This window comes from Vibrio sp. CCUG 15886 (assembly GCF_028570825.1).
GTDB classification, from domain to species: domain Bacteria; phylum Pseudomonadota; class Gammaproteobacteria; order Enterobacterales; family Vibrionaceae; genus Vibrio; species Vibrio vulnificus_B.
Map to the genome: position 1 here is coordinate 37462 of NZ_JAQQBT010000018.1, position 21244 is coordinate 58705.

General features: G+C 46.2%; 24 protein-coding genes. 20 read left to right on the forward strand and 4 right to left on the reverse strand.

Translation table 11 applies throughout. The annotated features are described in order from the left end of the window. Positions 1–114 precede the first annotated feature (114 nt). From pilM to rplI, 14 genes are all read left to right on the forward strand, one after another. Positions 115–1122 carry a type IV pilus assembly protein PilM gene (gene pilM / locus PQQ36_RS19655; RefSeq protein WP_011079352.1) on the forward strand — a complete coding sequence of 336 codons (1008 nt, stop codon included), beginning with the start codon at positions 115–117 and terminating at the stop codon, positions 1120–1122. Further along, positions 1112–1702, forward strand: a complete 591-nt coding sequence (locus PQQ36_RS19660) for a PilN domain-containing protein (RefSeq protein WP_011079353.1) — start codon at positions 1112–1114, stop codon at positions 1700–1702. The genes pilM and PQQ36_RS19660 overlap by 11 nt, the downstream gene beginning before the upstream one ends. Beyond that, the gene (locus PQQ36_RS19665; protein WP_011079354.1) at positions 1695–2285 is read left to right on the forward strand and encodes a type 4a pilus biogenesis protein PilO; all 591 of its coding nucleotides are present in this window, start codon (positions 1695–1697) and stop codon (positions 2283–2285) included. The genes PQQ36_RS19660 and PQQ36_RS19665 overlap by 8 nt, the downstream gene beginning before the upstream one ends. Beyond that, a complete protein-coding gene (locus tag PQQ36_RS19670) occupies positions 2275–2787 on the forward strand; it encodes a pilus assembly protein PilP (RefSeq protein WP_011079355.1) in 513 nt (170 codons plus the stop codon). The genes PQQ36_RS19665 and PQQ36_RS19670 overlap by 11 nt, the downstream gene beginning before the upstream one ends. 13 nt (positions 2788–2800) lie before the next feature. Then, positions 2801–4585, forward strand: coding sequence for a type IV pilus secretin PilQ (locus PQQ36_RS19675; RefSeq protein WP_011079356.1), 1785 nt, complete (start codon positions 2801–2803; stop codon positions 4583–4585). 201 nt (positions 4586–4786) lie between these two features. After that, positions 4787–5305 carry a shikimate kinase AroK gene (gene aroK, locus PQQ36_RS19680; RefSeq protein ID WP_011079357.1) on the forward strand — a complete coding sequence of 173 codons (519 nt, stop codon included), beginning with the start codon at positions 4787–4789 and terminating at the stop codon, positions 5303–5305. A 32-nt stretch (positions 5306–5337) separates the two neighbouring features. After that, entirely contained in the window at positions 5338–6429 is a 1092-nt protein-coding gene (gene aroB, locus PQQ36_RS19685) for a 3-dehydroquinate synthase (RefSeq protein ID WP_011079358.1), read from the forward strand. 50 nt (positions 6430–6479) lie between these two features. Then, positions 6480–7976 carry an AAA family ATPase gene (locus PQQ36_RS19690; protein WP_011079359.1) on the forward strand — a complete coding sequence of 499 codons (1497 nt, stop codon included), beginning with the start codon at positions 6480–6482 and terminating at the stop codon, positions 7974–7976. Positions 7977–8055: 79 nt separating this feature from the next. Beyond that, positions 8056–8883: a Dam family site-specific DNA-(adenine-N6)-methyltransferase gene (locus PQQ36_RS19695; RefSeq protein ID WP_013571036.1), complete on the forward strand. Its 828-nt coding sequence runs from the start codon at positions 8056–8058 to the stop codon at positions 8881–8883. A gap of 121 nt (positions 8884–9004) precedes the next feature. Continuing rightward, complete coding sequence (rpe, locus tag PQQ36_RS19700; RefSeq protein WP_011079361.1) at positions 9005–9673, forward strand: ribulose-phosphate 3-epimerase; 669 nt, start codon at positions 9005–9007, stop codon at positions 9671–9673. 297 nt (positions 9674–9970) lie between these two features. Further along, entirely contained in the window at positions 9971–10342 is a 372-nt protein-coding gene (rpsF, locus tag PQQ36_RS19705) for a 30S ribosomal protein S6 (RefSeq protein ID WP_011079362.1), read from the forward strand. An 8-nt stretch (positions 10343–10350) separates the two neighbouring features. Continuing rightward, positions 10351–10653, forward strand: coding sequence for a primosomal replication protein N (gene priB, locus PQQ36_RS19710; protein WP_011079363.1), 303 nt, complete (start codon positions 10351–10353; stop codon positions 10651–10653). A gap of 16 nt (positions 10654–10669) precedes the next feature. Further along, positions 10670–10897 (forward strand): 30S ribosomal protein S18, encoded by a 228-nt coding sequence (gene rpsR / locus PQQ36_RS19715; protein ID WP_000090472.1) that lies wholly within the window; start codon positions 10670–10672, stop codon positions 10895–10897. Positions 10898–10930: 33 nt separating this feature from the next. Beyond that, positions 10931–11380: a 50S ribosomal protein L9 gene (gene rplI, locus PQQ36_RS19720; protein ID WP_011079364.1), complete on the forward strand. Its 450-nt coding sequence runs from the start codon at positions 10931–10933 to the stop codon at positions 11378–11380. Positions 11381–11464: 84 nt separating this feature from the next. Here rplI and PQQ36_RS19725 read toward each other — a convergent pair whose 3' ends face one another. Next, on the reverse strand, positions 11465–12226 hold the full coding sequence (locus tag PQQ36_RS19725) for a DUF481 domain-containing protein (RefSeq protein WP_013571038.1): 762 nt from the start codon (positions 12224–12226) through the stop codon (positions 11465–11467). 173 nt (positions 12227–12399) lie between these two features. Here PQQ36_RS19725 and PQQ36_RS19730 point away from each other — a divergent pair, with 173 nt between their 5' ends. Genes PQQ36_RS19730 through PQQ36_RS19740 form a run of 3 tightly spaced genes read left to right on the forward strand, consistent with a single transcriptional unit; the run spans position 12400 to position 16103 of the window. Continuing rightward, positions 12400–13794, forward strand: a complete 1395-nt coding sequence (locus PQQ36_RS19730) for a replicative DNA helicase (RefSeq protein ID WP_013571039.1) — start codon at positions 12400–12402, stop codon at positions 13792–13794. Next, positions 13766–14884 (forward strand): alanine racemase, encoded by a 1119-nt coding sequence (gene alr, locus PQQ36_RS19735; protein ID WP_273662480.1) that lies wholly within the window; start codon positions 13766–13768, stop codon positions 14882–14884. The genes PQQ36_RS19730 and alr overlap by 29 nt, the downstream gene beginning before the upstream one ends. 7 nt (positions 14885–14891) lie before the next feature. Then, positions 14892–16103: a BamA/TamA family outer membrane protein gene (locus PQQ36_RS19740; RefSeq protein WP_101956522.1), complete on the forward strand. Its 1212-nt coding sequence runs from the start codon at positions 14892–14894 to the stop codon at positions 16101–16103. A 53-nt stretch (positions 16104–16156) separates the two neighbouring features. On the opposite strand, the gene PQQ36_RS19745 is transcribed toward PQQ36_RS19740, so the two are convergent. After that, positions 16157–16576, reverse strand: a complete 420-nt coding sequence (locus tag PQQ36_RS19745) for a secondary thiamine-phosphate synthase enzyme YjbQ (RefSeq protein WP_038964147.1) — start codon at positions 16574–16576, stop codon at positions 16157–16159. 320 nt (positions 16577–16896) lie between these two features. Between PQQ36_RS19745 and pgi the strand changes: the two genes are divergently transcribed. Beyond that, on the forward strand, positions 16897–18549 hold the full coding sequence (pgi, locus tag PQQ36_RS19750; protein ID WP_225471000.1) for a glucose-6-phosphate isomerase: 1653 nt from the start codon (positions 16897–16899) through the stop codon (positions 18547–18549). Positions 18550–18649: 100 nt separating this feature from the next. On the opposite strand, the gene PQQ36_RS19755 is transcribed toward pgi, so the two are convergent. Then, a complete protein-coding gene (locus tag PQQ36_RS19755) occupies positions 18650–19111 on the reverse strand; it encodes a chemotaxis protein CheX (protein ID WP_011079371.1) in 462 nt (153 codons plus the stop codon). A gap of 25 nt (positions 19112–19136) precedes the next feature. Beyond that, positions 19137–19586, reverse strand: a complete 450-nt coding sequence (gene zur, locus PQQ36_RS19760; protein WP_011151269.1) for a zinc uptake transcriptional repressor Zur — start codon at positions 19584–19586, stop codon at positions 19137–19139. A gap of 293 nt (positions 19587–19879) precedes the next feature. Between zur and dusA the strand changes: the two genes are divergently transcribed. Continuing rightward, complete coding sequence (gene dusA / locus PQQ36_RS19765) at positions 19880–20860, forward strand: tRNA dihydrouridine(20/20a) synthase DusA (RefSeq protein ID WP_011079372.1); 981 nt, start codon at positions 19880–19882, stop codon at positions 20858–20860. Positions 20861–21018: 158 nt separating this feature from the next. Continuing rightward, positions 21019–21237, forward strand: coding sequence for an envelope stress response protein PspG (gene pspG, locus PQQ36_RS19770; RefSeq protein WP_039554822.1), 219 nt, complete (start codon positions 21019–21021; stop codon positions 21235–21237). Positions 21238–21244: the final 7 nt, after the last annotated feature.

The window sequence follows — 21244 nt, forward strand, 5'->3', positions numbered from 1 at the left end:
TGTATGACGGCAAACCCTTGTACTCTAGGCTAAAAAGTTAGCTCTGCTGCTATTAACTCTTATTTGACGGTTAATAACAACCTCTGAGCTAAAGAAAATGGGAGCTGTTTTGAGATGGGTAAGCCGTTCGTTACCGGAATTGATATTGGTCATCGTAGCCTCAAGGCTGTCATTCTGAAACCTTATGGAGAGCACTACGCCCTGTTAGGGTACAAAGAAATAATCATTAAAGACGGTATTTTCTCAGATAACCACACTCTGAATCATCAAGAAATTGTCAATAGCCTGAAAGAACTGAAGAAGGAACTGCCTCTTTTCCGTTATCAGGTGGCACTGGCGGTGCCTGATAGTTCAGTGATTAGTAAGATGTTATCGATCGATGCGGAGTTGGATGGTCGAGAGCGAGAATTCGCTATCCTTCAGGCGTTTGCACATCAGTCGCCATTTCCTGTCGATGAATTATCGATTGATTATGTCCAATTGGTCGAAGAAACCAGCAAAACGAATCATAGCTATCAAGTTTACGCCACCAAAAAAGAGGTGGTGGAAAGCCGTGTGCGTGTCGCAGAAGAAGTGGGACTGAAACCCGTGCTGGTAGATGTGCATGCGCATAGCCTGTGCAACATCTTAACGTTAGCGGCAGAGCGCCATCCAGATAAAGCTAGCTATTGCTTGTTGGATGTGGGTTATGACACCTCCTCTTTGGTGATGTCGCGTCGCAACGAACCGCCTTTAGTTAAAGAATTTGCCTATGGGGTGTCTCACCTCAATGCGTCGATAGGCGACGATCTGACTTCTCCTGATGCTCATGAGAAAACCGACATCTTTAATAAAGAACTGACAGAGCGAGTTCGTCGGCAATTGCAGCTGTTCCAATCTATGGATAGCCAAAGCAAAGTGAATGGCCTCTGGATCTGCGGTGAAGGCGCGATTACTCCGTTGTTGAGTGAAACGTTGCAGAGAAAGCTGAGTTTGGAGTGCGAAGTCCTTAATCCTCTGGCTCTGTTTGAGCAAAAAACGGCGAAAAGAAAGCGCCGTATTGTTGATTGGCACCATTTTTCGGTGGCAGCGGGATTAGCGATTGGTGGCATTCAGTGGCTGGAGGATAGCCATGCAGCATAAGATCAACCTGTTACCTTGGCGTGAACACAAGCGTGAGGAGCATAAACGTCGTTTTGTCAGTCTGGTCGCATTAGGTGCCCTGATCGCGGTCGGTATTCAGTGGGGCATTGGCCAGTACTTTTCATACCAACAACGTTTGCAGCAAGAGCGTCTCGATTATCTTACCCACTATATCGCACAGTTGGATCAGCGTATCCAAGCGATGAACATTGCCAAGGAAGAGCATAGCCAGATCCTCGCTCGACTCAAGGTTGTCGAGTCGCTTCAAGCGGAACGCAACAAAACCACCGCATTTATGAACTTGATGACGGAACTGATCCCTGAGGGGGTGTATGTCGACAAGATCAAAATGAACACCAACGACGTTGAGTTGGCTGGCATAAGCGATAGTACCGCTCGACTCGCCACCATGTTGGATAATTTGGAACGTTCCACCTTTCTAAAAGAAGTGGAAATGCATTCGATTGTTCATGACAAGAAGCGTTTTGGTAAGAGCTTCCAGACGTTTACCGTCTCTTTTGTGTTTGATGAACATGCCGATTCTGCCAATACGTTGGCCAAGGAGGGGAATCATGGCTAGTTGGCAAGATCTCGATATTGATGAAATCACAGATTGGCCGATTTTACCGCAGGCGGCGGTTGTCGTGTTGCTGATGTTGATCATTCAAGGTTTTGGTTATTGGTTCTATCTCAAGCCGGAAACGGAAGTGTTGCAAAGGATGGTCACAGAAGAGCAAACGCTGAAAATCTCGGCTCGAATTAAGGCGACCAAAGTGGCTGCCTTGCCGCAACTTCAATCGCAACTTGATGAACTGACTCAGCGCTATGAATTCTTACTTAAGCAACTGCCCGTGCAGAAGGAGTTGGCGACAATGTTGGCGTCGGTCAATGAACTCGGCATTCAAAGTAAGCTCACGTTTACACGTATCGATTGGGGGGAAAAGCAAACCAAGGATTTCCTTTACCAACTGCCTTTGAATATTGAGTTAACCGGGGATTATCACGATATCGGTGAATTTTCTGAAGCGATTGCCCGCTTGCCTCGCATTATCAGTTTTACCGATGTGACTTGGCATCGAGTGAGTATGGAAAGCAGCACCTTGCACTTCCGAGTAAAAGCGAACACCTATCAGTTCAAGTCGGAGGCTGTCCATGAGAAGTAGTTTATCGCTCGTCGCTGTGCTGGTCTTGCTATCGGGTTGTCGAGCGAATACCGAACCGATGGAAGGTTTTATCCGCCAAGTTGAATCGGAAGCACGTCAAGAAATGGCCAAGTTACAGCCAGAGCGCGAGTACATCCCGATTGATTACTTAGCTCGAGAAAATCGCCGTCCTTTTGAATTACCTAAGGAAGCCGTGATTGCCTCTCAACCTGTCGTTAAGAAAGACTGCTGGCAGCCACCTTCACGGGCTAAAAATGGCAAGTTGGAGCGTTATCCACTTAGCCAATTGCGTCTGAAAGGGGTGATGGGGAGTGGCAATACCATTGCCGGTCTCGTACAGACTCCACAAGGCAAAGTGGAGAAAGTTCACCCAGGGCAATTTATCGGCCAGAACAATGGCAAAGTGACCGTAGTAACGCCGTCTTACATATTGATCAATGAAACCCTTCCTGATGGTTTAGGTTGCTGGCAGCAACGTAAAGTCAGACTGGCATTGAGATAGGCAAGAAATTTTAGTGATTTGTGAGTTGATGATGAAAAACAAAATCCAATTGTTTCCGGGAATGCTTTCCCAATTCGTCTGCCTGTTGTCTGTTTGCATCTTTACCACCTTTGCAAACGCACAATCTGAAGCAGAAAATGCGCTCAAGAGCATCGATTTCAGAACCAACGCTGCCAAAGATGCGATTATCATCGTTGAATTGGCAACGCCTGCAACGGTGGTGGATTTGAAACCGGTAGCGGAAGGATTGAGCATCGAGTTGATCAATACCTCGGTCAAAGATGAGCAGCTCTATCTGCTCGATGTCAAAGATTTCTCGACCGTGGTTGAAAGTATCGAAGTGTTCAGAGAAGTGTCCAAAACCCGTCTTGTTGCGAATGTTAGTGGTGAATTTCGTCACGACTATCGTCTGTCTGGACGCTATCTCGAGGTGACAATTTCTCGCATCAAATCGGAACAAGAAGCCCGTGAACAAAGTGTGTTGGAAAAAGAAGGCAAGTTGATTTCTATCAACTTCCAAGATATTCCAGTGCGTAATGTTTTGCAGCTTATCGCAGACTACAATGGCTTCAACCTCGTGGTGTCTGATTCCGTGACTGGTAATGTGACGTTGAGATTGGATGGCGTACCTTGGCAGCAAGTGCTCGATATCATTCTTCAAGTGAAAGGTTTAGATAAACGTGTTGAAGGCAATGTTGTGCTCATCGCTCCTCAAGATGAATTGGATTTGAGAGAGAAGCAGCAGCTTGAGAAAGAGCGTCTGGCGGAAGAGCTTGGCTCCCTCAAATCGGAAATCATCAAAGTCAACTTTGCCAAAGCGTCAGACATCGCTGAGATGATCAATGGCAAAGAGTCGGTCAGCATGCTGTCAGAGCGTGGTAGTGTGGCGATTGATGAACGGACAAACTCTCTTTTGTTGCGTGAGTTACCCGAAAACATCGAAGTGATTCGAGAAATTATCAATTCGTTGGATATCCCAGTCAAACAGGTACAAATTGAAGCGCGAATTGTTACGGTGAACGAAGGCAATCTTGATGAGCTTGGTGTACGTTGGGGTTTCACCTCCATCAACGGCAGCACAACTGTCGGTGGTTCAATCGAAAACAACCTTGCAACCATTGGTCTCTACAATGCAGGTAGTGGTAGTGGCAGTGGTGACTCAGGTAGCGGCGGCAGTGGCAGTGAAGGCGGTTCGGCCTCCATTGATGATTTCCTCAATGTCAATCTTGCTGCGACCTCTGCAAACGCCTCAAGTATTGCTTTCCAAGTGGCTAAATTGGGGTCGGATTTGTTGTTGGATCTCGAACTCTCTGCACTGCAACGCGAATCAAAAGCGGAAATTATTTCTAGCCCTCGTTTGATCACAACCAATAAGAAGCCTGCTTATATCGAGCAAGGTACGGAGATCCCTTATCTAGAGTCTTCCTCCAGTGGAGCGACCACGGTTTCATTTAAGAAAGCCGTGCTTAGCCTGAAAGTGACCCCACAGATCACGCCTGACAATCGTCTCGTGTTGGATTTAAGCGTTACACAAGATAGACCCGGCGAAATTGTCAAAACAGGCACTGGAGAAGCGGTTGCGATTGATACTCAGCGCATCGGTACACAAGTCTTGGTCAATAATGGTGAAACGGTAGTGTTAGGCGGTATCTTCCAACACAGTATTACCAATACCACGGACAAGGTTCCTCTGTTAGGCGATTTACCTTTATTGGGGGCGCTTTTCCGCCGTAGCTATGAAAACGTGGGTAAACGTGAATTGCTGATATTTGTCACACCTAAGGTTATCTTGCAGTAGTGCTGGTGGAGATTGATCGCGAGTGACAGAGCAATTAGATTAAAAATAAAGTTGCAATAGCGGCACCATACCTTGATAATTTCGGGTCTTATCACGAGTATCTGTGAGGAATTGGTGCCACAAGCGCATATTGAATCGGGATTCATCCGAATTATTCTTGTGGCGATGTCATTGAATTAACGTTGTAAATTACTGCTAAACATGGCTGAGAAACGTAATATTTTCCTTGTTGGCCCAATGGGCGCTGGCAAAAGCACAATTGGTCGATACCTAGCTCAACAACTCCACATGGAGTTTTTGGATTCTGATACTGTTATTGAAGAGCGCACAGGCGCTGACATCTCTTGGGTATTTGATGTTGAAGGTGAAGAGGGTTTCCGCAAACGTGAAGAAGCGGTTATCAACGATCTGACACTAGAGCAGGGTATCGTATTGGCAACGGGCGGTGGCTCGGTGAAAAGCCGCGAAAACCGCAATCGTCTTTCTGCACGTGGTATTGTGGTATACCTAGAAACGACTATCGAGAAACAGCTAGCTCGTACTAACCGTGACAAAAAACGTCCGTTACTACAAACGGATAATCCACGTGAAGTACTAGAATCACTGGCTGGTGAGCGTAACCCTCTTTACGAAGAGATCGCGGATTACACCGTTCGCACTGACGATCAAAGTGCAAAAGTGGTAGCCAACCAGATCGTAAAAATGCTAGAAGAAAGCTAAGTTAAGTCTTTCTTTTATTGTGGAGTGCAACCATGGAACGGATTACGGTCAATTTAGCTGAACGTAGCTACCCAATCACAATAGGCGCCGGGTTGTTTGAAGATTCGGCGCACCTATCTTCTCTCACTGCTGGGCAGAAAGTGGTCGTGATCACCAATGTCACGGTAGCCCCTCTCTATGCGGATAAAATTCTTTCTTTATTGCAATCTTTAGGTTGTCAGGCCTCGTTGCTTGAACTGCCTGATGGAGAGCAATACAAGAGTTTAGATACCTTTAACCAAGTAATGAGCTTTCTTCTCGAGGGAAGCTTTGCCCGTGATGTCGTGGTTATCGCACTAGGTGGTGGTGTAATTGGTGATTTAGTCGGTTTTTCTGCCGCTTGTTATCAACGTGGTGTGGATTTTATTCAAATTCCAACCACGCTGTTATCCCAAGTGGACTCTTCTGTTGGTGGAAAAACGGCAGTTAACCATCCACTAGGCAAAAACATGATTGGTGCATTCTATCAGCCGAAATCGGTGATTATTGATACCAACTGTTTGAAAACTCTTCCTGAACGAGAGTTTGCTGCGGGTATTGCTGAAGTGATTAAATACGGCATCATTTATGACGCTGAGTTTTTCACTTGGCTCGATGAGCATCTTGATGCGCTGTATTCATTAGATGAACAAGCATTAACTTACGCCATCGCACGCTGTTGCGAAATTAAAGCAGAAGTGGTGGCGCAAGATGAAAAAGAGTCAGGCATTCGCGCTTTATTGAACTTGGGCCATACGTTTGGACACGCGATCGAAGCTGAGCTCGGCTACGGCAACTGGTTACACGGTGAAGCCGTTGCTGCGGGTACTGTCATGGCGGCACGCACCGCACAGTTACAGGGTATGATCGATCAGCAGCAATTTGATAAGATTTTCTCTATACTTAGCAGAGCTAAGCTGCCAGTACATACACCAGAAAGTATGACGTTTGACGATTTCATGACTCATATGATGCGCGATAAGAAAGTGCTATCAGGGAAACTGAGATTAGTCTTACCAAGCAGTATTGGTACCGCTGAGGTCGTGGCTGATGTTCCTCAAGAGGTCATTCGTCAAGCCATTGAAGATTGTCGCACAATCAATTAATCAAACCTTAAAATAGCTCCATCAGGGGCTATTTTCACAAGGAATCGCTGATGAGCCGTGCTTTGCCTAATGTACTTGAACTGGATTCTCAAACCGAGCTTTTAGAACGTCTTGAGTTATTGACTAATTTTGGCTCCAACCTTATCACTATTAATGGTGCTAAAGGATTTGGTAAGTCTTGGTTAGCGCAACGTTATCTTGAGCAGTATGCGCAGGAAAAAAATCAATGTTTAGTTCTGTGCCATCCTAGTCAAGATGAAAGCCAGCATCGCACGCTTATTCTTAGCCAGCTTGTCAGTGAGCCGTTGTTTAATCCGCACGATGCTTTGATTGAAAGTGCGGAGCGCCTTTTTGCTGATCAAGCTTGTGACTTTGCCATTGTTATTGATGATGCTCATCTGTTAAGTGAGGCGCTTGTCTCAGAGCTATGGATGTGGGTGCTGGAAGCTCAGGCTAACCCTCAATGGACCGTCAACGTCTTGATGTTTAGCGAATCAGGTCAATTAGAGTCACTGTTGACGCGCTTAGGCTACGGGCAGGAGCATAAACCAGTCGACCTTGACATTGAAAGGCTGAGTGAAACGGAAGCGATGCGCTTTTTTGAAAACCTGGTGGTTCGTTACATCGACGAAGCCAATGAGAAAAAAGTGCGTGCCGCATTTAAGAAAGTAGACCCGATTCCAGGGGCAATTATGGCTTTAGGAGATCTCAAGGTGGAAAAAAGGATCATTATCCGCTCGATAGTGGCATCACCGGTAAATATCGTGCTCACCGTACTGATATTATTGCTGCTCGCCGCGGCAGGCTATTGGTGGATGTTCAGCCAACCAACTGCCGATGAGAAAGCGCAAGAGATTTCACGAACGCTGGAACAAACAGTGATTCCCACTTTAGAGCCCACTGCCGAAACCCAGGTGATAGATGCCGAGCAAAAAACAGAGCTGGCTCGACAGCAAGCCGAGGCATTGTCTTTACAAGGTGCACAAGATGATACCGACGCACTCCCCCCAGCGGTGAAAGAGATGACCACTAGCGTTGGCATTAGCGATCAAGATCAGCAACGTGTTGTGATTGAGTCAGATGTCGTGGACGCATTGTTGGAAAATAAGCCTCAGCAGGCTGATACCAGTAAGATGGATGCCTTGGTGGCCGCGAACACGCAAACGACCCCTGTAATCGAAGCGGATGCGCCAGAAAAAATCAACCAAACGCCAGAACAGGATCAAGCGCCTGCTGTTGTGCGTTTTTCCTTTGCTCGTGAAGAGTTGAAAGCGTTGTCACCAAGAGGTTACACATTGCAACTGGCGGCGATGACGTCGTTGCAAGATGTTCAAGCCTTTTTAGATAAACACCAGTTGCAGAATCAAGTCCGTATTTATCCGACGCTGAGAAACGACACGGAGTGGTACATCGTGACCTACCGCGATTATCCCACTATTCAAATGGCTCGAGATGCGGTGAATGAACTGCCGAAATCTCTCCAGTCGCTTGGCCCATGGGCAAAATCGCTCAGTCAGGTACACCGAGAGATAGACCGAGTGAAATAAACCTGAGTTTCGTGGGAAAATATGTTACATTCCGCACCCTTGAAATTGGGTTGATAGATAGAGCAGTAAAGAGCATTCGATGAAAAAGCAGCGAGCCTTTCTAAAATGGGCAGGCGGAAAATATGGCCTTGTGGAGGACATCCAAAAGCACCTACCGCCGGCTCGTAAACTCGTAGAACCTTTTGTCGGAGCGGGTTCCGTATTCCTCAATACGGATTATGAGCATTATCTTTTGGCCGATATCAATCCCGATTTGATCAACTTATACAATTTGCTCAAAGAGCAACCTGAGCTCTACATCAGTGAAGCAAAACGCTGGTTTACGCAAGAGAACAATCGTAAAGACGCTTACTTGAGCATCCGTAGTGAGTTCAACAAAACCGATGACGTGATGTTTCGCTCATTAGCGTTTCTCTACATGAACCGTTTTGGTTTCAATGGCTTATGCCGTTACAACAAAAAAGGCGGTTTCAATGTGCCTTTTGGTTCGTACAAAAAACCGTATTTCCCTGAAGCGGAATTAGAGTTTTTTGCGGAGAAAGCGCAGAAAGCGACGTTTGTATGCGAAGGTTATCAAGAGACATTTCGTCGTGCACGCAAAGGGTGTGTGGTGTATTGCGATCCACCGTATGCGCCACTTTCAAATACAGCCAATTTTACGTCATACGCAGGGAATGGTTTCACATTGGATGATCAAGCTGCCTTAGCGGATATTGCGGAAAAAACCGCGAGCGAAAGAGGCATTCCAGTACTTATTTCAAACCACGACACCAAACTGACACGCCGTTTGTATCATGGTGCGGAGCTGAATGTCGTTAAGGTCAAGCGCACTATCAGCCGTAACGGCGGTGGGCGTAACAAAGTGGATGAACTAATGGCGCTTTTCCACAAGCCAGACATCAGTTAACCCCATCGATTCATTCTCTACATTCACACTATTTCACCGAAATGGTGGATCTCCACACTGGCTTCGGTAAAATTGCGCGCACATTGGTTTGCTGTTTTGCTCGTGATTACTGAGGTCAGGTATGAAAGATTTTCTTATTGCTCCATCCATTTTGTCTGCAGATTTTGCTCGTCTAGGTGAAGATGTTGAAAAAGTCTTGGCGGCTGGGGCGGATGTTGTCCATTTCGATGTGATGGATAACCACTATGTTCCGAACCTCACTTTCGGCGCGCCGGTGTGTAAAGCGCTACGTGATTATGGCATTACCGCGCCGATTGATGTGCATTTGATGGTCAAACCGGTCGATCGCATCATTCCCGATTTTGCCAAAGCGGGTGCGTCGATGATCACCTTCCATATCGAAGCGTCTGAGCATGTCGATCGAACCTTGCAATTGATCAAAGAGCACGGCTGTAAAGCGGGTGTTGTACTTAACCCTGCGACGCCGTTGGCGCACCTAGAATTCATCATGGATAAAGTGGATCTCATTTTATTAATGTCGGTGAACCCTGGCTTTGGTGGGCAGTCATTCATTCCTCACACTTTGGATAAGCTGCGTGCAGTACGTAAGATGATTGATGCGACTGGGCGTGATATCCGCTTGGAGATCGATGGTGGTGTGAAAGTGGATAACATTCGTGAAATCGCCGAAGCGGGTGCGGATATGTTTGTTGCAGGTTCAGCCATTTTTGGCCAACCAGATTATAAAGCCGTGATTGACGAAATGCGTGCAGAGTTGGCTAAAGCGTAAATTCCAGAAGCGAGGTTGCTAGAAGAGTCGCTTCCTCGCATTCTAGTTTTCTAGTTTTCTAGTTTTCTAGTTTTCTAGTTTTCTAGTTTTCTAGTTTTCTAGCTCCCTAGTCCCTATCTTCCTAGCTCCCTAGTCCCTATCTTCCTCGCTCTCGGTTGTTTAAAAATACTCCTTGCTTAAACTGAGCCCTTTCTGTACTATTTGCCGTCCTTAAACTCGGTCAATAACCCTTAGTTCCTTGCTTCCTCTGGATGACTGAGCCAAATGTGGAAGCTAATAATCCGTAAGGAGCAAACAATGCGTCATTACGAAATCGTATTCATGGTGCACCCTGATCAAAGCGAGCAAGTTGCTGGCATGATCGAGCGTTACACAGGTTCTATCACTGAAGCTGGCGGTAAAATCCACCGTCTAGAAGACTGGGGTCGTCGTCAACTGGCTTACCCAATCAACAAGCTTCACAAAGCTCACTACGTTCTAATGAACGTTGAAGCGGACCAAGCTGTAATCGATGAGCTAGAAACTGCTTTCCGTTACAACGATGCAGTTCTACGCAACATGATCATGCGTACTAAAGCAGCTATCACTGAGCCTTCAATCATGCTTAAGCAGAAAGAAGAACGCGCTCCTCGTCGTGAAGCTGAAGCGAAAGAATTCGCTGCTGAGTAATTGATTTTATGACCAATCGAATGGAGCTGAGCGGCACTGTCGTGAAAGATCCGATTCGAAGCCAAAGCCCTGCTGGAATCTCACATTGTCGATTTTGGCTCGAGCATCGCTCGGTAGTGGTTGAGGCGGATTTACCAAGACAAGTTTTCTGTCGAATGCCAGTGGTTGTCAGCGGTAAAGGGTCACAAGACATAACTCAACAAATAGTTTTGGGCAGTAACATTAAGGTAAGTGGCTTTGTTGCTTATCAGACCGGCCGAAATGGCGTAGGTAAATTGGTGTTACATGCCGATGACATAATTCATATTTAAGATCAGGAGATAGCCCATGGCTCGTTTCTTCCGTCGTCGTAAATTCTGCCGTTTCACTGCAGAAGGCGTACAAGAGATTGATTACAAAGACGTAGCAACTCTTAAAAACTACATCACTGAAGCTGGTAAAATCGTACCTAGCCGTATCACTGGTACTAGCGCTAAGTATCAGCGTCAACTAGCTCGCGCGATCAAGCGTTCTCGTTACCTAGCTCTACTACCGTACACTGATAAGCATCAGTAATCGGTACCGTTTATTAAGAAAGAGGATTAAACAATGCAAGTTATTCTACTTGATAAAATCGGTAACCTAGGTAGCCTTGGTGACACAGTAAACGTTAAGTCTGGTTACGCTCGTAACTTCCTTATCCCTCAGGGTAAAGCAGTTATGGCAACTAAAGGCAACGTTGAAATGTTTGAAGCTCGTCGTGCTGAACTTGAAGCAAAAGTTGCTGAGCAACTAGCTTCTGCAGAAGCTCGCGCTGAGAAAGTAAACGCTCTAGAAGCAGTAGTTATCGCTTCTAAAGCTGGTGACGAAGGTAAACTGTTCGGTTCTATCGGTACTCGTGACATCGCTGATGCAATCACTGCAGCTGGCGTTGAAGTTGTTAAGAGCGAAGTTCGCCTTCCTGAAGGTGCTCTACGTACAACTGGTGAGTTCGAAATCAGCGTTCAACTTCACTCTGAAGTATTCGCGACAGTTAAACTACAAGTTGTTGCTGAGTAATATTCAGTATCAAGACGAAATTTTAAAGCACCTCTCTGAGGTGCTTTTTTTATTGCTTGAGTTTATCGTATCAGAGGATTGAGATTAGAAAGCAAACAGCAGATTCACGGAGAATACGCTGTCAGCTTTGCTTAGACCATCGGGCACTCGGTCGTGGTATTGGCGAGAGTGGGCGATCTTAAGGGCAATGTCTTCGGTAATGTTATTGGTCAAACTTAAATCACTGTCGGTTCGCGTATTGCTGTGACCACTGACGACCGTAATATCGGCCGAGAGACGCAAATTCTCTAACGCTTGCCAACTGGTTTTTAAATTGCCACGGAAAATCCCTTCTTCGACGATTTCAGGGAAAATAATGTCATCGTCATCAATTTCATCCAGATTGGGCTCTTGATAACGAAAGCCAGGACCGAATTCGAACTCAAGCACAAAGGTATCCGTGCTGGCAAACTGATAACCCAAACCCGCTGAAATTGTGTAGTCTTTGAAGTACGCACTGTAGCGTGAATCAATGCCTTTAAAGCTGCCGTAAAGGTAGGTCTTAGGGGATAACTTGTAGTCAGATTGCAGGCTGTAAGTTGACGTGCGCTTATCTTCTTCGCCATCTTTGTATAAATTGTAGAATTTCCACTCTCCATTTGAGCGGTGGCGACCTTCCGTGTATTCCCCACTGAGGCGTGCGTTGAGCGCTTGAGAATCCGAGTTGCCTGAGTGAGCTTGATAGCCAAACTCCACTTCACTTTTCCAAGGAGATGGAAGGGCGATGTCCTTATCCAAATTATCTTCAGCATAAGCAGTTAGGCTAACGGCATATAGACCTAACGACAGAAACCAGCGATTGGACACGAACACCTCTTATAATGTGAGCTTATGGCTCAGGATAGTACGAACATACGAGAATAGGTGCGTCAGCCTAAAGTTAAAACTTGTCAGATGGGCAACAAACTCTGCATGCGGAGGCGCGCATCTTAAACCATTTTGAGTATAATGACGCTAAATATAAGTTACAGAGTGTAGTCATGGCGGATAATCGAAAACGCAAAATTCCGGATAGCCAAGTAGATGCAATAAAAGTTCCTCCTCATTCCTTAGAAGCTGAGCAATCGGTGCTTGGTGGTTTGTTATTGGATAATGAACGTTGGGATACGGTTGCTGAGCGTGTGGTCAGCAAGGATTTTTATAGTCGTCCCCACCGTTTGATTTTCGATGCCATTAAAAGCATTTTGGAAGAGAACAAGCCGCTGGATCTGATTACCCTGTCCGAGCATTTAGAACGCCGTGAGCAGTTGGAAGATGTCGGTGGTTTTGCGTACCTTGCCGATTTGGCGAAGAACACGCCAAGTGCTGCCAACATTAATGCCTATGCTGATATCGTTGCTGAGCGAGCTTTAGTACGTAATCTGATCAGTGTGGCCAATGAAATTGCGGACGCGGGTTATGATCCTCAAGGCCGTAGTTCGGAAGATCTGCTCGATCTCGCTGAGAGTAAAGTATTCGCCATCGCGGAAGAACGCACCAGCGAAAACGAAGGCCCACAAAATGTCGATTCCATTCTAGAGAAAACCTTAGAACGTATCGAGCTACTGTACAAGAGCCCGCAAGATGGTGTCACCGGGGTGGATACTGGCTTTACGGATCTGAATAAGAAAACCGCAGGCTTGCAAGGCTCTGACCTTATCATTGTCGCCGCACGTCCATCGATGGGTAAAACCACCTTTGCAATGAACTTGTGTGAAAACGCCGCGATGGATCAAGACAAGCCTGTGCTTATTTTCTCACTGGAGATGCCCGCGGAACAAATCATGATGCGTATGTTGGCCTCTTTGTCTCGTGTTGACCAAACCAAGATCCGTACCGGTCAGCTGGACGATGAGGATTGGGCGCGTATTTCTTCGACCATGGGTATTTTGATGGAGAAGAAGAACATGTACATCGATGACAGCTCTGGTCTAACGCCAACGGAAGTGCGTTCACGTGCGCGTCGTGTGGCGCGTGAGCATGGTGGTTTATCGATGATCATGGTCGACTACCTTCAATTGATGCGCGTGCCAGCTCTCTCGGATAACCGTACTTTGGAAATTGCGGAGATTTCTCGCTCACTGAAAGCATTGGCGAAAGAGCTGAATGTACCCGTGGTGGCCCTGTCGCAGTTGAACCGCTCGCTAGAGCAACGGGCAGACAAACGTCCTGTGAACTCGGATCTGCGTGAATCTGGCTCTATCGAGCAGGACGCCGACTTAATCATGTTCATCTATCGAGACGAAGTATATAACCCTGACAGCGCGCTGAAAGGTACGGCGGAGATCATTATTGGTAAGCAGCGTAACGGTCCTATCGGTTCGGTGCGGCTGACATTCCAAGGACAGTGGTCTCGCTTTGACAATTATGCAGGCCCGGCGTTTGATGATGAGTAACACGATGAATTACATGAAAGCCGCCACGGCTTGTATTGACCTTGTGGCTTTGCAACACAATTTGCAGTTGATCAAACAGCAAGCCCCGCACAGTAAGTTGATGGCGGTGGTTAAGGCAAATGGTTATGGTCATGGTTTGCGTCACGTCGCTAAGCATGCGGTTGGTGCTGATGCCTTTGGGGTTGCGCGAATTGAAGAAGCGCTACAACTGCGAGCGTGTGGTGTTGTTAAACCCATCTTGCTTTTAGAAGGATTTTACTCGTCGGGTGATTTGCCTGTCTTGGTGACCAATAACATTCAAACGGTGGTGCACTGTGAAGAGCAACTGCGCGATTTGGAAAATGCTGAGTTGGAAACGCCCGTAGTGGTTTGGCTGAAAATCGACAGCGGTATGCATCGTTTAGGGGTTCGTCCTGAGCAATATCAAGCGTTTGTTGAGCGTTTGCATCAGTGTCCGAATGTGGCCAAGCCTTTGCGCTATATGAGCCACTTTGGTTGTGCTGATGAGATGAACAACGAGATGACGCCGAAACAAATCGAGCTGTTTTTGTCGCTGACTCGAGGTTGCAAAGGTGAGCGCTCGCTTGCAGCTTCTGCAGGATTATTGGCTTGGCAAGAAAGTCAATTGGAGTGGGTGCGCCCGGGCATCATTATGTATGGTGTTTCTCCATTTGGTGACAAGACCGCCTCCGAGTTAGGCTACAAACCAGTGATGACCTTAAAGTCTCATTTAATTGCGGTTCGAGATGTCAAAGCGGGCGAGTCAGTGGGATATGGTGCAACCTGGAGCAGCGAACGCGATACCAAAGTAGGGGTAATTGCTATTGGTTATGGTGATGGCTACCCACGAACCGCACCCAACGGAACTCCCGTGTTGGTCAATGGCCGCAAGGTGCCGATTGCTGGTCGAGTCTCTATGGATATGCTCACGGTGGATCTCGGACCCGACGCAACCGATCATGTCGGGGATGAGGCGATTCTTTGGGGCGCAGATTTGCCTGCGGAAGACGTGGCGCAGCATATCGGCACCATCGCTTATGAGTTAGTGACTAAACTTACTTCACGCGTTGAAATGTCTTATAGCGAATAAATCAATAATGAAATCAAAACCTGTTTTTCGCTTTGTGGTTGCAGCAACTGGCTTGTGCGCTCTGCCAACTTGGGCTGATGGTTGGCCAAGTTGGTCTCCAGAAACGGCCGTGGTTCCTTACTATTTTGTCAGTGATAGCATGGGTAATACTCTGGGTGTCGCTGGACTTGCAAAGCACGTAGGGCAAGCTAATGCTTCTGTGTTAGGTACCGTGCTTTATTCTGACAAAGGAAGCTATGTCACTTATCTTTCGGCAACAAATTACCAAGTGGGTGATTTCTGGTTGCTCGGTGCGGAAAGCTATCAGGGGAAGTTTGTTGATTACGACTATTACCTTGGAGCTAACGCCAGTAATGATTCAACAGCGGCCGATCGAACGATAGCGACAGGTAAAGAATCAATCACGCGTTTCTCCTTCCGCTATATTGTGCCTTGGGGGCATGCGGCGTTTCGTGGAGCGCGTGCGGCATTAGAACCCACTCGGCAAATTAAAGGCTTCTCGCCAGATCGCAGTGGCATCACCACCATTGAGTTTCAGCCGTTTCATACCTCTCGAGAGATTAACGCGATTGCTGGCCAAGATAGCGACTCTAGCGGGCTCAGTTTGAAGTTGGATTGGGATAACCGAAATGATGTTCGCAACCCTACTCAAGGCTTTCGCACTCGACTGGACATCACCTACGCAGATGAAAACTGGGGCAATAACAGCGATTGGTTGAAGTATGAGTATTCCAGTAGTGGCTTTTGGAATCTCGGTGGTGTCGATGATCTTCTCGACCAACAAGTGTTTGCGTTTAACTTCTATATTGCCGATACGCCTACTTGGAATAATTGTAATACTCAAACATGTCAAAGACCGCCAGAGTTTGATCAGGTGAGTCTAGGTGGTTTATACCGATTGAGAAGTTTTTCCTCTGGGCGTTTTCATGGCAAATCGGCCATCAACTACAGCGCTGAGTACCGTGTTTTACCCAAATGGCAACCTTTGGATGATATTCCAGTGCTGAATATCTACGATATCCCTTGGTGGCAATGGGTCGCTTTTGTCGATATGGGACGAGTGAGCGACGAAAGCAGTTTCTCTGAACTGCACAGCGATATGCAGTGGAGCGCAGGTGGTGCCGTGCGTTTTCAAGTGGAAGGCATTGTGGTGCGAGCCGAAATGGCATGGGGAAGTGAAGAGAGCCTTTTTCGTGTCATGGTCAATCAGCCGTTTTAACGTTTGCCACACCTTATCATCACTCAAGCCGAGCTATTTGCTCGGCTTGTTTTTTATTCCCCATAGAGCGTGGCCATTATACGCCGTTGTCCACCATGATCTCGATGTTCGCCTAAGTAGATCCCTTGCCAAGTACCTAACGCTAAACGCCCCTGAGAGATTGGAATAGTGAGATGGCATCCTAATGTTGAGGCTTTTATGTGGGCGGGCATATCATCATCGCCTTCATAATCATGCTGATAGTAAGGGGCCCTTTCAGGAACAAAGCGATTAAAGTGTTGCTCCATATCATGTCGAACGGTGGGGTCGGCGTTCTCATTGATAGTCAAACTGGCTGAGGTATGTTGGATAAAAAGATGTAACAAACCAACGGATAATTTTGATAATTCTGGTAATTGTTGTTCAATTTCATCAGTGATCAGATGAAAGCCACGCTTTCGGGCGGGTAGGGTTAAACACTTCTGATACCACATATCTCATTCCTTATAATCTATTTGGCAAATGGATAATTCAACGCTATCTTTGGTTGCAGCGTATTAGAGAGACAACACACTATAGTGAGCCATAATGCTAAGTGGCTTGCTCAAAACAGAAACGGTTTACGTGACTTAACTCAAAGAGCGCGCAGCACGAGTGCGTCATAATTGCACTCTGAAAAAAAATTACAAACTTAAGGTTGTCTTGCACGAGAGTGCAGTCGACAATCACCATTATTTTTTGCTAAATCGGGGATTCCACCAGTTTTCGCTAGACTGTATGGAATAGAACCTACTGTAACATCGGGATAAATACCATGTTGAAAACTATTAATCCAACGCAAACACAAGCTTGGAACGCGCTGACAGCGCATTTTGAATCTGCACAAGATATGGATCTGAAAGATCTTTTTGCTCAAGACGCAGCGCGTTTTGATAAGCTCTCAGCACGTTTTGGCAGTGATATTCTTGTCGATTACTCAAAGAACCTTATCAACGAAGAAACGTTAAAACACCTATTCGCACTAGCGAAAGAAACGGAACTAAGTGCTGCTATTAAAGCAATGTTCAGTGGTGAAGCGATCAACCAAACGGAAGGTCGCGCGGTGCTGCATACGGCGCTACGTAATCGCTCAAACCAGCCAGTCCTGGTTGATGGTGAAGACGTGATGCCAGCGGTAAACGCAGTGCTAGAGAAAATGAAATCATTTACTGAGCGTGTTATTGGCGGTGAATGGAAAGGTTATACAGGTAAAGCGATCACAGATATCGTCAACATCGGCATTGGCGGTTCAGACCTCGGCCCTTACATGGTGACGGAAGCGCTTGCACCATACAAAAACCACCTAAACTTACACTTCGTATCTAACGTTGATGGTACTCACATCGTTGAAACACTGAAGAAAGTCGATCCTGAGACAACACTCTTCTTGATCGCGTCTAAGACGTTCACGACTCAAGAAACCATGACAAACGCTCACACTGCACGTGATTGGTTCCTAGCTACGGCTGGCGATCAAGCACACGTTGCTAAGCACTTTGCGGCACTTTCTACTAATGCTCCAGCGGTATCTGAGTTCGGTATCGACACAGATAACATGTTTGAGTTCTGGGACTGGGTTGGTGGTCGTTACTCTCTATGGTCAGCCATCGGTCTTTCTATTGCACTTGCTGTCGGTTACGACAACTTTGTTGAGCTTCTAGAGGGTGCTCACGAGATGGACAACCATTTCGTCTCTACAGAGTTAGAAAGCAACATTCCTGTTATTCTTGCCCTGATTGGTATTTGGTACAACAACTTCCATGGCGCTGAGTCAGAAGCTATTCTACCTTACGATCAGTACATGCACCGCTTTGCGGCGTACTTCCAGCAAGGTAACATGGAGTCGAACGGCAAATACGTTGACCGCAATGGTAACCCAGTGACTTACCAAACTGGTCCAATTATCTGGGGTGAGCCTGGTACTAATGGTCAGCACGCGTTCTACCAACTGATCCACCAAGGCACCAAGTTAATCCCTTGTGACTTCATTGCACCGGCTGTGAGTCACAACCCAGCAGGTGACCACCACCAGAAACTGATGTCGAACTTCTTTGCACAAACAGAAGCATTGGCATTTGGTAAAGATGAAGAAACCGTCAAAGCGGAATTGGTTAAAGCCGGTAAAAATGCAGAAGAAGTGGCGGCGATTGCCCCATTCAAGGTATTTGAAGGTAACCGTCCAACCAACTCTATCTTGGTTAAGCAAATCACCCCTCGCACACTGGGTAACCTGATCGCCATGTACGAGCACAAAATTTTTGTTCAAGGCGTGATTTGGAACATCTTCAGCTTTGACCAATGGGGTGTGGAGCTAGGTAAACAACTAGCAAACCAAATCCTACCTGAGCTAGCTGATGGTTCTGAAATCAGTTCACACGACAGCTCGACCAATGGTCTCATTAACGCATTTAAAGCTTTCAAAGCGTAATGTGCGAATAGAAAAACAAAGGTCAGCATTTGCTGACCTTTTTTATGTTCGTAATAGCGAAACAAAAAAGGTTGGCCAAAGCCAACCTTTCATTTATTGATTATTCGAAACAGATTTCGATGAACGCGTTACCCCATTGAGAGGAAAATGGCATGATGATGATCGAGCCTTCGCACTTGTGGCGAATCGTGTGACCTTTGCCTGAGACCACAACAGGTGTCGCCATATCAAAATCAAAGCCACTTTCAGCGAGAATACGTTTTGCTCCACCAGTAACCATATTGGTGATTTCACCCACCATATCGGTTACTTCTTCATTCAATCCATTTGGTCGCTCACCCAGCATGTTCTGCATGATTTCGAGCGCAAGCCCTTCATCAAAGGTAATTGACATCGAGCCGCGTGTTTGCGCCCCGACCATACCAATAAGGCCAGAAACATCACCACGGGCAATCTCATCTTTTTTGATTCGTGGTTTCTGAGGCTTCAATTCCAGTGAAGCCATCGTTTTTAGAACATTCATTAGAGATGCTAAAAACGGGTTTACAAATTCAGCGCGCATAACGTTCTTCTATATCTTTATTCTTTCACTCTGAGAGACAAGTTTTACAGGTACCGTGAGTTTCGATCACTTGATTGGTCAATTTAAAGCCGTATTTCTCAGCATTATTGGCCAACAAGGATATCAGTGTATCATCCTGAAGTTCAACGACATCCCCACATTTATCACAAATAAGTAATTGGAAAAAATGTTGGTTTGCGTTGCAAGAGCAGCAGGAGATAAAACTGTTGGTCGATTCAACCCGATGAATAAAGCCCTGCTCCATTAAAAATTCCAAAGCGCGATAGACGGTAGGAGGTTTGGCTTGAGGTTCGCTCTCCTTGAGCTGCTCCAGTAATTCATAAGCGCTGGAGGCTCTTGAGTTTGAACAAATCAGTTCAAAAACTCGCTTACGTTGCGGAGTCAGTCGGACTCCTCGTGCCGAACATATGCCTTCTATTTGCTCAACTAGTGTCTGGTCCAAAGCTTTCACCATAATGATTGGACTTTCTTAATAATAAACTATTTCTATACGAAGATCGTTGAGAAACCGATAAAAATCCAAATAAGCTTTTATCTTTGTCACAAACGGTCAGTGTTCGCCCAACAATAAAACGAAACCTGACTCAGGTAAAGCGAGTGTAGCGCATCCCGACATGAACCATTACAATATCGGACCAAAATTTTGATATGAAGCCAACCCGAATAATTAACCGTGCAAAATATCAGCACTTTGCGCCGTTACTTATGCGGATTGCTTCGGCTCCTTTGTTGTTAAGGTAAATACTTATGACTCACTCTTGTCGTCTTTCTGTCGCTCCTATGCTCGATTGGACCGATCGCCATTGTCGTTACTTTCATCGCTTGATGACGAAAGAAACCTTGCTCTATACCGAAATGATTACGACTGGAGCAATTATTCATGGGAAAGGGGACTTCCTTGCTTATAACCAAGAAGAGCATCCTGTCGCGTTGCAGTTGGGCGGTTCAAACCCTCAAGATCTTGCCACTTGTGCCAAGTTAGCAGCAGAGCGAGGCTATGACGAAGTAAACCTGAATGTCGGTTGCCCGTCAGATCGCGTCCAGAATGGACGTTTTGGTGCTTGTCTTATGGCTGAGCCTCAATTGGTTGCGGATTGTGTCGCTGCAATGAAAGAGGTCGTGGATATTCCGGTGACGGTGAAAACCCGTATTGGTATCGATGATCAAGACTCTTACGAGTTTCTTACTGACTTTGTCTCCATTGTTTCTGAAAAAGGTGGCTGCGAACAGTTTACTATCCATGCGCGTAAAGCATGGCTGAGTGGCCTAAGCCCGAAAGAAAACCGTGAGATCCCACCACTGGATTACCCACGAGCTTACCAACTGAAGAAAGACTTCTCTCATTTGACGATTGCAATTAACGGTGGCGTGAAATCCTTAGAAGAAGCGAAAGAACACCTACAACATCTAGATGGCGTGATGATCGGTCGCGAAGCATATCAAAGTCCTTACTTACTCGCGTCAGTGGACCAAGAGTTGTTTGGCAGCCAATCGCCAATTAAGAAGCGACGTCAGATCGTGGAAGAAATGTATCCTTACATCGAGCAGCAGCTTGCCAATGGTGCTTACCTTGGCCATATGACTCGTCACATGCTAGGGCTATTCCAAAATATGCCAGGTGCACGTCAATGGCGTCGCCATATCAGTGAGAATGCCCACAAACCAGGCTCTGGTATTGAAGTGTTGCAGCAGGCTTTAGCCAAAATACCGCAAGAATTGGATGTGTAAATTTCACCATTAGGTGGTAAAAATCACCAAGTTACGCTTTGTCTTGAAGCCCTTAGCTTTTGTGTTTAAGGGCTTTTTCTTTATTTTTTAAATGGTTATTTGAATTTGAAAAGTTGGTACAGATTCTGCTCCTTACAAGAAAACAAAGGAGATAGATGATGTTAGAGCTGATTTTTATTTTGGTTTTCGCAGCAACCTTGTTGGTGACGGGGATTACAATGATGACAGTGTTTGCTGCTACAGGTATTGCGCTGGTGGTGATGATTTTGCTCGGCATGCTCGGGTTTGCTTTGAAGTTATTGCCTTGGTTAATTGTTATCGCCGTGGCTATCTGGTTTTTTAAGCATGTGGTCGCGCAGCCCAGATACAAATCGTAATTGGAGC

What these genes read in the sequence shown, in the direction of transcription:
- pilM (WP_011079352.1), top strand. Translation starts at nt 115, where the DNA reads ATGGGTAAGCCGTTCGTTACCGGAATTGATATTGGTCATCGTAGCCTC.
- PQQ36_RS19660 (WP_011079353.1), top strand. Translation starts at nt 1,112, where the DNA reads ATGCAGCATAAGATCAACCTGTTACCTTGGCGTGAACACAAGCGTGAG.
- PQQ36_RS19665 (WP_011079354.1), top strand. Translation starts at nt 1,695, where the DNA reads ATGGCTAGTTGGCAAGATCTCGATATTGATGAAATCACAGATTGGCCG.
- PQQ36_RS19670 (WP_011079355.1), top strand. Translation starts at nt 2,275, where the DNA reads ATGAGAAGTAGTTTATCGCTCGTCGCTGTGCTGGTCTTGCTATCGGGT.
- aroK (WP_011079357.1), top strand. Translation starts at nt 4,787, where the DNA reads ATGGCTGAGAAACGTAATATTTTCCTTGTTGGCCCAATGGGCGCTGGC.
- aroB (WP_011079358.1), top strand. Translation starts at nt 5,338, where the DNA reads ATGGAACGGATTACGGTCAATTTAGCTGAACGTAGCTACCCAATCACA.
- PQQ36_RS19690 (WP_011079359.1), top strand. Translation starts at nt 6,480, where the DNA reads ATGAGCCGTGCTTTGCCTAATGTACTTGAACTGGATTCTCAAACCGAG.
- PQQ36_RS19695 (WP_013571036.1), top strand. Translation starts at nt 8,056, where the DNA reads ATGAAAAAGCAGCGAGCCTTTCTAAAATGGGCAGGCGGAAAATATGGC.
- rpe (WP_011079361.1), top strand. Translation starts at nt 9,005, where the DNA reads ATGAAAGATTTTCTTATTGCTCCATCCATTTTGTCTGCAGATTTTGCT.
- rpsF (WP_011079362.1), top strand. Translation starts at nt 9,971, where the DNA reads ATGCGTCATTACGAAATCGTATTCATGGTGCACCCTGATCAAAGCGAG.
- priB (WP_011079363.1), top strand. Translation starts at nt 10,351, where the DNA reads ATGACCAATCGAATGGAGCTGAGCGGCACTGTCGTGAAAGATCCGATT.
- rpsR (WP_000090472.1), top strand. Translation starts at nt 10,670, where the DNA reads ATGGCTCGTTTCTTCCGTCGTCGTAAATTCTGCCGTTTCACTGCAGAA.
- rplI (WP_011079364.1), top strand. Translation starts at nt 10,931, where the DNA reads ATGCAAGTTATTCTACTTGATAAAATCGGTAACCTAGGTAGCCTTGGT.
- PQQ36_RS19730 (WP_013571039.1), top strand. Translation starts at nt 12,400, where the DNA reads ATGGCGGATAATCGAAAACGCAAAATTCCGGATAGCCAAGTAGATGCA.
- alr (WP_273662480.1), top strand. Translation starts at nt 13,766, where the DNA reads ATGCAGGCCCGGCGTTTGATGATGAGTAACACGATGAATTACATGAAA.
- PQQ36_RS19740 (WP_101956522.1), top strand. Translation starts at nt 14,892, where the DNA reads ATGAAATCAAAACCTGTTTTTCGCTTTGTGGTTGCAGCAACTGGCTTG.
- PQQ36_RS19745 (WP_038964147.1), bottom strand. Translation starts at nt 16,576, where the DNA reads ATGTGGTATCAGAAGTGTTTAACCCTACCCGCCCGAAAGCGTGGCTTT.
- pgi (WP_225471000.1), top strand. Translation starts at nt 16,897, where the DNA reads ATGTTGAAAACTATTAATCCAACGCAAACACAAGCTTGGAACGCGCTG.
- PQQ36_RS19755 (WP_011079371.1), bottom strand. Translation starts at nt 19,111, where the DNA reads ATGCGCGCTGAATTTGTAAACCCGTTTTTAGCATCTCTAATGAATGTT.
- zur (WP_011151269.1), bottom strand. Translation starts at nt 19,586, where the DNA reads ATGGTGAAAGCTTTGGACCAGACACTAGTTGAGCAAATAGAAGGCATA.
- dusA (WP_011079372.1), top strand. Translation starts at nt 19,880, where the DNA reads ATGACTCACTCTTGTCGTCTTTCTGTCGCTCCTATGCTCGATTGGACC.
- pspG (WP_039554822.1), top strand. Translation starts at nt 21,019, where the DNA reads ATGTTAGAGCTGATTTTTATTTTGGTTTTCGCAGCAACCTTGTTGGTG.